Annotated in this window: 9 protein-coding genes and 1 tRNA gene; 4 read left to right on the top strand and 6 right to left on the bottom strand. The window is 51.8% G+C overall.

Features of this window, described 5'->3' with window-relative positions; genetic code table 11:
- Positions 1-96: 96 nt before the first annotated feature.
- On the bottom strand, positions 97-1,689 hold the full coding sequence (locus ABA45_RS05870) for a BCCT family transporter (protein ID WP_048384712.1): 1,593 nt from the start codon (positions 1,687-1,689) through the stop codon (positions 97-99).
- A gap of 149 nt (positions 1,690-1,838) precedes the next feature.
- Here ABA45_RS05870 and ABA45_RS05865 point away from each other — a divergent pair, with 149 nt between their 5' ends.
- The 4 genes from ABA45_RS05865 (at position 1,839) to ABA45_RS18255 (ending at position 4,842) form a co-directional block, all read left to right on the top strand.
- Entirely contained in the window at positions 1,839-3,482 is a 1,644-nt protein-coding gene (locus ABA45_RS05865) for an FMN-binding glutamate synthase family protein (protein ID WP_048384711.1), read from the top strand.
- 155 nt (positions 3,483-3,637) lie between these two features.
- Positions 3,638-3,714, top strand: a tRNA-Pro gene (locus ABA45_RS05860).
- Positions 3,715-4,089: 375 nt separating this feature from the next.
- On the top strand, positions 4,090-4,296 hold the full coding sequence (locus tag ABA45_RS05855; RefSeq protein ID WP_048384710.1) for a helix-turn-helix transcriptional regulator: 207 nt from the start codon (positions 4,090-4,092) through the stop codon (positions 4,294-4,296).
- 174 nt (positions 4,297-4,470) lie between these two features.
- Positions 4,471-4,842 (top strand): antitoxin Xre/MbcA/ParS toxin-binding domain-containing protein, encoded by a 372-nt coding sequence (locus ABA45_RS18255; protein WP_053076129.1) that lies wholly within the window; start codon positions 4,471-4,473, stop codon positions 4,840-4,842.
- A 370-nt stretch (positions 4,843-5,212) separates the two neighbouring features.
- Here ABA45_RS18255 and ABA45_RS05840 read toward each other — a convergent pair whose 3' ends face one another.
- From ABA45_RS05840 to ABA45_RS05820, 5 genes are all read right to left on the bottom strand, one after another.
- On the bottom strand, positions 5,213-6,241 hold the full coding sequence (locus ABA45_RS05840) for an integrase domain-containing protein (RefSeq protein ID WP_048384708.1): 1,029 nt from the start codon (positions 6,239-6,241) through the stop codon (positions 5,213-5,215).
- 776 nt (positions 6,242-7,017) lie between these two features.
- Positions 7,018-9,060 carry a protease Lon-related BREX system protein BrxL gene (gene brxL / locus ABA45_RS05835; RefSeq protein ID WP_048384707.1) on the bottom strand — a complete coding sequence of 681 codons (2,043 nt, stop codon included), beginning with the start codon at positions 9,058-9,060 and terminating at the stop codon, positions 7,018-7,020.
- A complete protein-coding gene (pglZ, locus tag ABA45_RS05830) occupies positions 9,060-11,402 on the bottom strand; it encodes a BREX-1 system phosphatase PglZ type B (protein WP_048384706.1) in 2,343 nt (780 codons plus the stop codon). The genes brxL and pglZ overlap by 1 nt, the downstream gene beginning before the upstream one ends.
- 25 nt (positions 11,403-11,427) lie before the next feature.
- Entirely contained in the window at positions 11,428-12,408 is a 981-nt protein-coding gene (locus tag ABA45_RS05825) for a DUF3644 domain-containing protein (RefSeq protein WP_048384705.1), read from the bottom strand.
- On the bottom strand, positions 12,409-13,698 hold the full coding sequence (locus tag ABA45_RS05820; RefSeq protein ID WP_048384704.1) for a hypothetical protein: 1,290 nt from the start codon (positions 13,696-13,698) through the stop codon (positions 12,409-12,411). It abuts the gene before it with no gap.

Here is a 13,698-nt window from a genome sequence, read left to right as displayed (position 1 = left end):
CAGGCCCAGCGCGCATCTGCTCAGCCAAAAAAAAGCCGGAAAGCGCATACACGCTTTCCGGCTTTTTACGATTTAATCCGCCAATCTCTCAGCAAATTACGTCATTTCCCCGCTCTGAATCAGCAGCTTGCGCTCGAGGGTCAAACCTTTCAGCAAGCCCCACGTCATGACCAACAGAATCAGCGTAAACGGCAGGCCGGCACTGATCGAAGCAGCCTGAATAGCGCCTAGCGCATCATCGCCACCACCGAATATCAGCACAGCGGCTATAGCACCTTCCATTACCACCCAGAACACACGCTGAGCCGTGGGCGCATCGGTTTTGCCACCGGCGGTAATGCTGTCGATAACCAACGAGCCGGAATCCGACGACGTGATAAAGAACACCAGTACCAGCACAATGCCAATAAAGGAAATAATACCGGTCAGCGGAAGATTGGCGAACATCTGGAAAGTCGCCAGGCTGACGTCGGTCAAGCCCTCACTAGACAGAGCGCCCACGCCTTGCTGAATCTGCTCCAGCGCCGCACCGCCGAACGCGCTCATCCATACGGCGGTAATCACCGTGGGAATTAGCAGCACTGCGATGATGAATTCACGCACGGTGCGACCGCGAGAAACCCGCGCGATAAACATGCCTACAAATGGAGACCAGGAGATCCACCAGGCCCAATAGAATATCGTCCAGCCTTGCATCCAAACTTCATCGTCGCGGCCAAACGGATTACTAAAGGCAACCACGTTGGTCGCATAGCTGGTGGTGGTTATCCAGAGGGTTTCCAGAATCGACATGGTCGGACCGGCAAAGATAATAAAGAACAGCAAGATACCCGCAAGGGCCATGTTGATATTACTTAGCACCTTAACGCCGCCGTCCAACCCACGCAGCACAGATAACAGCGCCAATGCGGTAACACCCACAATAATCGCCATCTGTACATTGATACCTGAACCCACACCAAACAAATAGTTCAAACCGCCAGCGGCCTGCTGGGCACCAAAACCCAAAGACGTTGCCAGCCCAAAAATAGTCGCAATCACCGCCAAAGAATCGATGATGTGCCCGGGCCAGCCCCACACCTTGTCACGCAGCAGCGGGAAAAAGGCGGAACGAATGGTCAGCGGCATATTCTTGTTGAACGAGAAAAACGCCAGTGACAAGGCCACAATGGCGTAGATCGCCCAAGGATGCAGGCCCCAATGAAACATGGTGCCGCCCATGGCCAGGCCCAAAGCTTCAGGCGTGTTGGGTTCGACATTAAACGGCGTGCCGTACCAGCCGGTATAATAGGCGACTGGCTCTGCCACCGCCCAAAACATTAAGCCAATACCCATACCCGCCGCGAACAGCATCGAAAACCAGGACAGGGTAGAGAAATCCGGTTTGGCATCCATTCCACCCAGTCTGATTTTGCCCACGGGCATAAAAATCAGTGCTATACAGACAATAACAAACACGTTTGCACTGAGCATAAAGAACCAGTCAAATGTGTTGATAATCTGAAGCTTGGCACCATCGAGCAGTTCTATGGCGAGAGCGGGAAACATTAGGGTACCGACAATGAATAACACCACTATAATGGCGGTTATCGGAAACACAGGTGCGTGAAGGTCTAGCCCAAACGGCTGGATATTATCCTGCCCGGCTACGTAATCTGTTTGATATTCGTCTCTTACAATTTTGCCCACAATTGGCGCCTCTTTCAGTCATTAACATTACATTCAGGCTGTCCGAGTAAGGATTTCGACCGATAAATGCAACAAATAGCCTTAAAAAATAACAAGCCCAATATGGTAATGCTTTGGGCTCAAAACATCAAAGTCGTGGCGAGGAGCCTATGAACAGATGTAAGACCTTCCCTTTGCGGTACACCGCGTATGCGCTGAGCCTCGTCGGATTTCTGATATCGCTGATTGTCAGCGCGTGGACTGGTGACGCCTATCTGATTCCTCTGGCATTTGGCCTGTTTGCAGCCCTTGGCACCTACGATCTGTTACAGCGTCGCCATACGATTAGCCGCAACTACCCGATTATGGCCAATTTCCGCTATCTGTTTGAGGCTATTGGCCCGGAAATCCGTCAGTACTTCATCCAGTCCGACACCGACGAACGACCATTTTCTCGCGAGCAGCGCACCATTGTGTACCAGCGTGCAAAAAACATTCTCGACAAGCGCCCGTTCGGCTCTCAGCTGAATATGTATGAGGAAGGCTTTGAGTGGATGAGCCATTCAATAGCTCCTACCCAGCTAAACACCTGTGACTTTCGCATTACCGTCGGCAAAAACTGCGCAAAGCCCTATAGCACCAGCGTATTCAACATTTCGGCCATGAGCTTTGGTTCACTGTCGGCGAACGCCATCCTCAGCTTGAACACCGGTGCCAGAAAAGGCCACTTCTACCACGACACCGGCGAAGGCTCTATCAGCCGCTACCACCGCCAGCCAGGGGGCGACCTGGTTTGGGAAATCGGTTCCGGATACTTCGGCTGCCGCAACAAAGACGGCAGCTTTAATGCCGAACGCTTTGCTGAAAACGCCCAACTCGATCAGGTAAAAATGATTGAACTCAAACTATCTCAAGGCGCCAAACCAGGGCACGGCGGTATCTTGCCCGGTGCAAAAGTAACACCGGAGATTGCTGAAGCCCGTGGCGTTGAAGTGGGTAAAGACTGCGTATCACCTGCAGCGCATTCAGAGTTTTCGACGCCCATCGAAATGCTGGAGTTTATTGATCAGTTGCGTGAGTTGTCTGGAGGTAAGCCGGTGGGCTTCAAGCTCGCCCTGGGTCACGCGTGGGAGTGGTTTGCCATTGTAAAAGCCATGCTGAAAACCGGAAGACGGCCTGACTTTATCGTCGTAGATGGCGGCGAAGGTGGCACTGGCGCGGCACCGCTTGAGTTTATCAACCGCCTGGGCATGCCAATGACCGATGCCCTGCTACTGGTGCACAACACCCTGGTAGGTTGCAATCTGCGTGAAGACATCGCAATCGGCGCCGCTGGAAAAATTACATCGGCGTTTAACATCGCCCGCACACTGGCACTTGGCGCCGACTGGTGTAACTCAGCGCGCGGCTATATGTTCTCGCTGGGCTGTATTCAAGCCATGAACTGCCACACCGGCCGCTGTCCTAGCGGCGTTGCTACTCAAGACCCAAGACGCGGTGAAAAAATCGATGTACCCCTGAAAAGCGAACGGGTTTACAACTTCCATAAAAACACCATGGAAGCCCTACAAAATCTGCTACAAGCGGGTGGGCTGAACCACACCTCCGAGCTAGGCCCGGAACACATCATTCGCCGGGTATCGAAAACCGAGGTTAGCTCTTATCTGGACCTGTTTCCGTTTATCGAGCCTGGCGCACTGCTGCAAGGTGACACCGGTCTGACCGTATTCGACAAGTACTGGGGAGCATCCAATCCGGATAGCTTCGTTCCACCCGAATTCGTGTCCAAACTGCGGGAAACAAAATTACGTTAATGCGCGCTAAAACCCACATAATTTCGCCTGTTGGTGTTTCTTTTTGGAATTCGCTCGTGTAATATTCGCTCCCGCTAAGCCACTGAGATTTCTCTTTAAGTCTCAATGGCCGGTGCCACCAAAACATCGTTTTGAACAGGCATAAATTAGCAAATCGGGGCGTAGCGCAGCTTGGTAGCGCACTTGCATGGGGTGCAAGGGGTCGTAGGTTCAAATCCTACCGTCCCGACCATATATCAACGACTTAGGGCACATCTTCGGGTGTGCCCTTTTTCGTTTCTGGCTGGGTACTTGTAGGGTACACAAACCCAAAACCGCCATTTTCTTGGTGTCACTGCTTGTGACATCGAGCCGAAGCATCTCGTTTTCATCCAAGCTTTCTTTGTTTCCGTCATTGCTACTTTAGCATGCACTAAAGTCGCGACCAAAACGCGGCCCTCTTCAGCTATTGCATGCTATCCAAAGTTTACTCCCCAGATTTACCGATCCCGCATAAATTATTTACGACATTCTCGTCTAATTGCATTTTCCAGAAAGTTACACGTCCCAAACACCGGTTGCATCTCCGTAATATTAAGCTGTACCCACAAACCAAACGGTGATGAAAATGAAAATCAAACTGCAGATGTACTTCACAGATATTGAGGTGGGGAACTATTACTCAGTGTCCCGGTTCACCATCTGGCGCTGGGTTCGGGAAGGTAAATTCCCTCACCCCTTGAAACTCAGCTCCGGATCTAGCCGCTGGCACAGGTCAGACCTCGAACAGCACGACGAGAAAGTTCGGCGACAAAATGAGTTGGTGGAAGTTTAGTCACTTCAAAAAGCCAAAAACGCTCCAAGAGCTGCCAGGACTACCGTCCACAGTTTTGAGCGGGCACTACCATGACCTTCTCATCAACTCTCACGAAACGACAACATCAATCCGAAGGTTAATTAGTAAGTGAGCTTTGAATGTACTTACTAATTAACTTATAGGAGAACTACAATGGCACGACCTGAAAAATACACCGATGCAGATTACTTGGCCTGGATCGAATCCCAGGTACTGGTTTTGACACAAGATTCACAGACTAAAATGTGTCGTCTGTCCGCATTCGACGTTATGCTGAGTATGGACGACACAGAGGCACTCAACGCCATGAAGCAACCAGACAAAACTCTCGGCGAACTGCAAGCCGACCTAGTCGCAGCATCTCAACAGCTGTTCGAAGGCGATTTAGGTGCTGCCGATGCTTGGCTCAATCGCCCACTTCGCGCCATTGGATATGAACGGCCCGTCGACTGCATGGAGTCTGCCGAAAGCGTTCGTAAGATGCTTGATGTTATCGGGCGCCTGGAGCATGGTGTTTTCAACTGATAGCCAAAGCACCCCCCTCTGTCATCTGTAGTGCTTTCTGGAATTTCGAATCTTGATCTGTGTGGGCCTCCCACCCGTCGACGAATGACTCGTGAGGCCCAGCTTTCCCAGCCAACTGTCGTCCCGCCCCAGAGCCCTTACCAGCAGCCCCAGAGCACGCATATGCTCATCCTGCGTGCGCATTGATGGGGAGTGTGCCGGCAGCCAGATATTCCGGTAGTACTGCGCGTGTTTGAGTTGAATCTGTTCTGGGCGCTGTACGTGAGGAAAACGTTCCTCAATTACCGACACAACGTTCTTAATACGGTTAATGTAGCGAGTGCGCTCCATCGGCCTCAATTTGCCGAAATCAATCTGATTCAAAATATGATCAAGCCGCATTGCGCACCCCTCCCACGTAAGCTCCTGCAACACCACGACGGTTATGACCAAGTTGACGGGCCACTTCATCACGGGCAACCCTGTCCATTACCTTATCGCGTATAGGCTGTTTCAGAGGACTGGGGCCTTGCATGACTTCTTCGTAGATATCCTGGGCAAACCCAGCCCGCAGCTCATGAAATGTCGGTACGCCAGCGCTTTTTAGCAGCGGCCTGCACGGGTTAAGTTCTCTCAGCAGAAAACGTTTCACTGTGTCGGTTTCCGACAACAGGTTCCGTGACCCCTGCGGTCGAACTTCGATTGCATAGTTCAGCGCCTCCAGTCGAAACTCGTTGACCTTAATCGTACGGCTCCTGCATTTCCGTCCGCCTTTACACCCTTCCAGTATGGCGGCCTCACCCGTAGCGAGGACCTCCCGTTTCATTCGATCCAGATCCTGCAGAATAGCCTCCCGCACTCGCATACCCCAGGCGCGATCCAACATCATTACAGCGGCACCCCGCTCAAACCCTTTCGCAATGGCAAGGTTTGCTGCATGTTGCGTATCGACAATATCGGCCTGTATTTCTCTTGTGCGCATCGAGTTCCGACACACACCAAGCACCTCTCGGGCAGAAACTTTCAGCTCGTCATCGCCGCGAAACGCGCGCATCAAAATATTCACGGTGCTGATCAAGTTGTGTGCGTAAGCAACGCTGACCGGCTTATCAATGCTCCCATCCGGCCACCAATAGCCTACTTCGAGTCGGGTTTTGACATAGGCGCCAAACTGCAAAACAAACGGCTTGTCAATATCCCGAACATCACGCATTTTTTGTCGCTTGCAGTATTTCACGAACGCTTTCGCTCGCTGCTTGTGAGTGGCGCGGGTACTGAAGTGCGATGCTCGGGTGTAAAAATCATCGAGGGCAACATTGGCTGCATAGCCCAAACTCTCCCCTTTGCCATAGTTTTTCTGGCGTTTGGGGTTCTTTTTCGGGGAAGACCGCCGCCCTTTCCCTACCTGTTTGTTACTCATGGTTATCTCCTGATTATCAAATGAATGTACAGATGTGCGCGGCGAGCCATATATAAAGCTCCTTGTGACCCTCAGGGCAGAGCAGGCCCCCGCGCTGATGCTCCGCCCCGTGGGCCACATTAAGTGTGAAAAGCCCGGCTGAGAGCCTGACTGGTGGGAGCATCCAGCGTGCTGCTGTACACAGCACTATTTCGTCACCATCACGAAGCCGTGAACCGGCCCCAGTCGAGAATCGACCAGGCGGACGAGGCGCGGCGTCAACGAAATCAGCGTGACAACGCAAGGTGGGGATTGCCCGAGGGCGGTGGGATAACTGAAACAGGTGAGTAACCGACGATGATTGGCGTCGAAAGCTTTTCCTTGCTGCTCGGTTGCGGGGTTAACGTAGGGCTTTTCCGCAAGTTCCGGTCATTGTTTAGGGCCTGTAATCCTTTGACACCAAAGCAATTTCAGTCCTTTTTTACATTGCCATCTCATTAGGTAAACACAGCATAGGCTGGTAAAAAGATGAGCATGGCGTTGCAGTGCGTTGCCAGAAAATACTGGCCGTTTGGAATGTGCAGAGACAAAGTCTGCTGCTTTTGGGGAGGTGATCAAGAAGATTTTTAGATATGCCCTGCAGCGGTGCAGGAAAAAATGCTGTTTGTTTGCGTAGCCAGCTACCACGTACTACCGAAATTAAAGTCTACCCCAAATCAAGTTAGTATCAAGCGGGGTAAACTCTAGTTTTCAGCGTAAACTCAAAAAACCGTGATTTTCTGTGATTTATTCAATCTCTAATCCACCATCGCTTTAATCAACGCATCCCGGGCATCAGAATAAAACTGAATATCAATCTTTGTTGCCATTTCATCAGACAAGTCAAACAACTGCCTCCGACAGGAAACGGGCATCAACAGCGCTGTTGCGCCCTTCTCTACCGCGATCTCCGCGATGGTCACCGGGTTATGCACAGGCTCGACAGAGCCACCCAGGTTGATTTCGCCCACAATGATCAGGCCACCACGAACGCTCTTTTTAACCAGTGCGGTACTCAACGCGAGCAGTGAGGCCATACCAAGTTTGGCACCGGATTTTGAGGCATCAAACGCCCGTAGCTGAATGGTGAATTCGTGCTGGCGGGGATCTTTATCACCTACCAACTGAACTGACCGGGCATAGAGGTTCTGTTCGGCGTAGCCAACACTTTCTTTGAATGCTGGCGGCACGGGCTTATTTAGAACCTTCACACCAGACCCTGGCCCTTCATTAACTTCGATACGGTAAAGGCCTGGGTGTTCCTCTCCGGTTCCGGGAGAGATAGTCCACACTTGTCCAGGCTCCAACGGATCGTCGCCAATGCTATTTTCACTATGCAACTCGGGAGTGGATACAAATTTCTCCACACCGTCCTCGCCCATCACATAGCTGAAGTGAGTGTTGCGAAACTCTGCAGCGCCAATACGCTTTTGTTGTTCTTTCACCCGGCGTCGGGCTTCCATAGCGATCCGCACTGCCCACTCAATATCTTCGTCGGGAACCTGTCCTTCGCCGGGATACAAGAGTTTCAGTAGCCCACTGATGGTTTTGTTAACCGCATTGGTGTCTCGTCCCGACAAAGCTCCACCGAAGAACACCCGGTTCTGAATCACGCTGAGGCGGCTCTGATTACGGAGTTGGCTCCAGCACTCGGAAAGGAAATCACTCACCAGACCGAAATGATTGGTCAGCAGTTCTTTACTGACTTTAGGCACATCCCAGCCCGGCAGGAAGGCATGAATACGGTCCATGAAGGCGGTATCGTCCTTCATTTCTGGTGGCATGGGGCCAAACAAATGACCGATGCGCTGCTGATGCTCTACATCCACTTCGAAGTTACCCACCAACACGATGCTGCCGTCTGCGCGGATGCTTTCCTTGCCGCGGCTAAACTCACCGGATTCCATGAACCCCTTCATGATGTTCACGCCATCCTTCTGGTCGAAGGAGATGCCGGAAACCTCGTCAAAACAAACGACGTCGTACTGACAGACCAGGCCGCGCTGTCCGTTTGAGTTGTTCACAAACATCTTGGCGACCGTCGCCTTACCGCCGGAAATCAAGTGCGCATAGGGTGAAACCTGCTGGAAAAGATGACTTTTACCAGTGCCCCGTGGGCCAAGCTCCACTAGGTTATAGTTGCGCTCTACAAAGGGCACCATGCGCAACAGCATGGCATCCACCTGTCGATTGGATAACTCATCTATCTCAATACCGATGGAGCGTAGCAGGAAGGTTTTCCATTCATCTGTGGTGAAACTCTTACGCGCGTCCGCCAAGGTATCCAGCACATCTCGCTTGGAGAGCTGAATCTCCCGCAAAGACTCCAGTCCAAAAGGCCGGCCCTTATTTTCCTGGGCAATAGCGGCGTCGTAGTTGAGGGTTAGTTCAGCGTAGAAGCCGCCGGTCAGCATGCGCTCATGCTCATTCACCAACTCCGGCGAAATACGAACATCCGTCAGGCGCAGACTTGGCAATGTCGCAATATAACTGTCGGTTTTGGCATCCAGGCGAGCGGTGATCAGGTCGATAATCTTAACCTCACCATTCTCTCTAGCGCGGGCTTTGAACAGCTCCTCTTCACCCGCCCTTACCGTGCGAGACTTGAGCTGCCGCTGAACAATCTCCAGGCCTTCATCGATCTCTTCCTGGTCGGTACTCGCGCAGTAACGCCCCAGCAGAAACTCCACCACATAGGTCGGCACCGGAAACTGGCGGCTAAACGTTCGTACCAGGTCTTTGCGCACCAGATAACCGTCTAAAGCGGCTACTGCTTTGTTATCAATATTGTCCAATTCCATTACACACCTCCCCCGCCAATCCTTGTGTCGGTTTGAGCTACCAGAGCCCCGTTATCATCCAATAACACCACCACGGCGTTCCTGCCTTCCAGATCCTCATCTTCCACTACAACCGATACGCTACCGCTTTCTTTCAGGGCTTTGGCGCTCAACACCACGCTGCTGGCGGCTTCCCCTGCACGGGTGCGTACGTCCAGTTTCAATCCTTTGAACTGGCCCTCCACCGCCACTGTGCAGCGAAGGCCCTTCCAAACTACATCGGTAAACTCAATCGCCGCCTGGGATGCTGCGCCGCCGGTCACAACCAACTGCAAGGTCAAACATTCCTGCAGGCTCAGGCCTCCATGGGCGTATTCTTCACCCTTTTTATAACAACTCACACCATCAGCAAGGGCGAAATAATGGCTTGGGTTCCAATACCAGGGGAATAAGCGTTCTTGTGTCTCCACGCCTGGTTTGAGGGCGGCACAGCGGCCCCACTTGCTGTCTGCAAGCACGCTGGGTAATTCTGTTTTTGGTAAGCCCCCGGGCAATAACAGCCAGCCATGGTCTGTTACCACGCGAACACGCTTCCAGCCTGCGGCCAGTAACTCGGTAATTCGGGTTTGAACTTCCTGAAGCAGGTTGTCCAAGTGTTTAGCCAGTTTCCAGCCCCGGTCGTGGCCTTCATGATCGATGTCGCCGAACTCACACCAGGCGTAACCCTGGCCATCGCCATTATCAGTTCGATCCAGCACTCGCCAGCCCGCATCTTTAAGGAGTTTCTTGTGGTGATAGCCACCCTTTAGAGACTGGCCTGTCGCGGCCACAGCCGGCTCAAAATCAGCACTGCTATCGTCGCCTCTGATTTTGTCCCGTACTGGAGAAACGGCCACCTTGCCGGTGGCGGTCACGCTTGGCAGCGCTGTCCAAACCACAGTTTCCGCAATCTCTAGGCCAGCCGCGCCCAATCGTTCGGCCAGGCGCTTGCCGGTATCGAATCGCAAGCCATCCACAAAAAGAACACAATCGCCCTGGATCGCTGGGAGAGACGGCGCACTCTGGTAAGAGCCTCCCGGATAACTGTCACCATCTACATGTTTTTGCAGGTAACGCGCCGAGTCCTCAATCCAGGGCAGATAAACGGATCGGATTGCTGAGGTAACTGCTGCGAGATCCTCTGAGCCGTTCACGTTGGCCAGGGCACGCATCACGCTGTCATCCACTTTCCAGCCTGTACTTGCATACCCGTTGGCAAGATCTGTCACTGTACCGGCCGCTAGTGCCGTTTGGGCATGGTCTGCCATTGAGGCCAGGTGCTTCAACGCCAGCGCCAGAGGCGCCTCACCCAGCTCGGCCCACACCACTGCACGGCGGCCACCGTGTACCTGCTCAAGCTCTTTCAGCTGGGCCATAGCTTTATGGGCCGGCATATTACTCAGTGCCAGCAAATCCCGGCGCAAGTGTTCTTCCTGGCTCTGGTTCCACTGTGGCCAGCCACCGGCTACGGATTCATCAGCGAATAAATCGAAAGACGGCGGCTGACACTTACGGATCTGGTCCGGAATGTGGGGATACCGGTTAGGCGCTTCACGAAAGCGTTCCCACACGGCCTGCCAGGGGCCTTCGTGGTTGGCGAGTTTGTTACAACCGGCCAGAATACCGTCTTGCTGGGGATTGAACGCCAACTGGGACTGACATACCGAAACAAAAGCCTGCCACTCGTTTTCACCCCGTGAGGCCTGAAACGTCTCGCCCTGGTCCAGCCACAACAACAGGTCCCGAATGGGATCACCCCCGGTCAGCAGCGTGTTGAAGTAGTCTTTATCCAGCCGTTTGCCCCGCAGTAGCTCCACCTCTTCATCCAGCAAACGGTAGAGTGCCAGCTGCATGGCGTGACGGCTTTCGCTGTCTTGAGCGACATCCAGGCCCAAGCCACCCTGGTCAGATTTCAAGTAGGCCAAAATGGTCCAGTCTTTAGCATTAACCTGAGACCAGATCACCCCCCGATATTGCAGCTCTGCCAAAGGCTTCAGCTCATCCGGGCAGCTTTCCACTGCCCGCAGATCCTGCCGGCTAACACCCGGCAGATATAGAATCGGTGCTTTGCCCTTCGGTAGCTCAATATCTTCAGCAAAGCCTGAAATGGCGTAGCGTAGCCAGATAGCCGGGCCGGTGCACTTTTCAGGTGCGTTGTCGCCCAAAACCATAAGTTCCGGCAGTTCCGCTTGCAGCACCGGAATTACGGCTTCCCACTGCCGATCTCGGTCTGGCCATAAGATACAGGCTGGAGCGACTTGGATGTCCGGATTGTAAACTCCAGCCTCTCTTACAGCTTTCGAGAGATGGTCTAACAGTTTCATGCGGTTTGTCCCAAGGGTAATTGACTCATGAATAGCGCTTCCTGTTCTCATGGCAGTGTTTTCTGACTTCATCGACCCAGCGTTGGTACCAATGCCAATATTTTCCGGCTACCAATGTCCCATAGCCTTGAGAGGGACTCTTGGCATCGAGAGCCTGCCATAGTTCCGTGTGATAGCGGATTGAAAATCTGGGATATCCCTCTGCCTTCATTAAACTTACGACCTGCGATGGCAGATACTTTGTCTTTTCCGTTTCTTTAATAACGGCATATTCCTTGTTTACGGTTTCAGCTAAGGCAGAGTCACTTTTTACAAATTCAATCACTCGATCTGCTTGCCCCTTCCTATTAGCCGTTTTTGCCACAAACAAAATTCTGTAAGCATAGTGAGCATTGGAAAATTCGTCGTCAGAAAGACTGTCATCGAAGCTTTTAATATAGCCCTCAATATTAGCCGGTAGGCCAGGCTGGTCTTCAAGAAGTTCTTTTTGTTCAGTAGATATCGTTGAAAACTGCAGACTAAACGATAGGTGTTTTTCAATACCGTTGTTGGGCCCAAACAGTTTTTTTATGTATTCGTTATAGTTCAGCCCACATGCCTGAAAACGAGCGCTCAAGACATCATCTATCCGTGTTGTCATCTGGTGCTCAATCTCATGGCGCAATCCGATCAGAAAACGCAGATTATTAGTCGTATCGTTGTCGAGTGGAGAATGGGCATCATTCAAACAGCGCTCAAGCTCCCAGTACTTGTAAGCACCATGTTTGGTTTTGTCGAATTCACGGCGCTGCCCTCTCTGTTGCGAATATCGATACTCAATTTTCTGACCCCTGAAATATGCATGGAGAAGATACGTCCAAGCGATAATCATCAAAACCACATAGGATTCCGATTTGAAGCTGATATTCGGATTGTTGAAAATTTGAACAGAAGCAAGAGCTGCTTCACGAGACTTCTTGAGGAGTTCACCTTTGATGGAACCAACACGCCGAATCCGCTTACCCATTCAATTTTCCTGAATTTTCTGCTGCCATGCGAGCACGATGGCATTGTTCCCTTTCGCCACCTCATGAATAATCGTGTGAAGTGCCTCTGTTTCCACCTTGTGCGTCCCAACATATCCTGAACGGATCAAGCTAAGCATGTCGGCTTCACGGAGGTAAGTCCCTCTCAGAGCCTCGTAACTTATTCGAACGCCACCCCTTGGGCCTTTTGCGTTTTGGGAAGCCAGAATCTGGTTTAGATGACCAATTGACACGAAAAACGACTGATGAGAGTCATCTACAATTTTGCGTTTTACAAACTTGAAGAAAAATGGATTGCGACTAAGCCTATAGTCGTCTGGGGTATTTTCAATGTTCGGAATGCGCATTCTGGCTATTTCATCACGTAACTGCTGGTCAGGCCGAAATATCCAGTCAGTGTTCGTTTGATTTTGTCTGTGCTGTTCCAACATTTTATATTGAATCATCACAATGCTGCCCCGCGTTTCGTTGACATATATGAGGTCAACGCCAAGCATTTTTTCCAAAGGCAATTTATTGGCTGTGTAAATCACAAGCTGCTCATCGCTTTTTCGGAAAACAGCTCTTCCTGTCACATCAGATGAAATTGCATCGAATCCAGGCAATCGCAATGCATCATGATGCACCACATTATCCTCGTAGAGGTGAGCTCCAATTAGTCCTAGGCCAGATGAGGCGCCACTCTTCAGGACGATCTGATCCGGTAAGACACCGCTCCGGATTCCAAAAGCAGACATTGCCGCATGAATGGCATCGTCCTGCGCCCAGCTGGCATCGTCTCTTCGTCTCAATTGTGGAAGCTGGGAAAGGGCCATTTCCATTGCAGCTTGGTTGCGGGAATCAGCAGCCAGAATTCCTACTAGGTACGCACTGAGCTTGGGCGAAAGGTTTTTTATTTCCCCGTTGTCAGGGAGGCGATCATTCAACAAGCGCTTCATACGAGCGTCGGCAACTAGGGTCTCCAAGATTTGCAGTGAGTCTGGTTTCACCGCTATCAACTTTTTGAGAGTTAGCCGCGTATCAAATGTGCTCACCGCAGCTTTGCCGGTTGCGGTGGCTAGATAACACTTTGATGCATCGTCCTCGTGAATCTCCAGCAAACAAAGCGTTGGCAACTTGACAGCCTGAAGTGCAGAGTGGGGTTTTATCAATGTTAGTTGCTCGAACCCCTGCCTCGAATTGTGCAAAAATTCTGACTGCGCCTCATCGAGACGGATCAAGATCAGAGGTTTCTTCTGAGCCCACTTAGTAAGTTTGGCAGCCGTAGTCAC

Origin of the sequence: Marinobacter psychrophilus (genome assembly GCF_001043175.1) — a bacterium.
Taxonomy (GTDB): domain Bacteria; phylum Pseudomonadota; class Gammaproteobacteria; order Pseudomonadales; family Oleiphilaceae; genus Marinobacter; species Marinobacter psychrophilus.
This window is presented reverse-complemented; position numbering and strand designations above follow the sequence as displayed.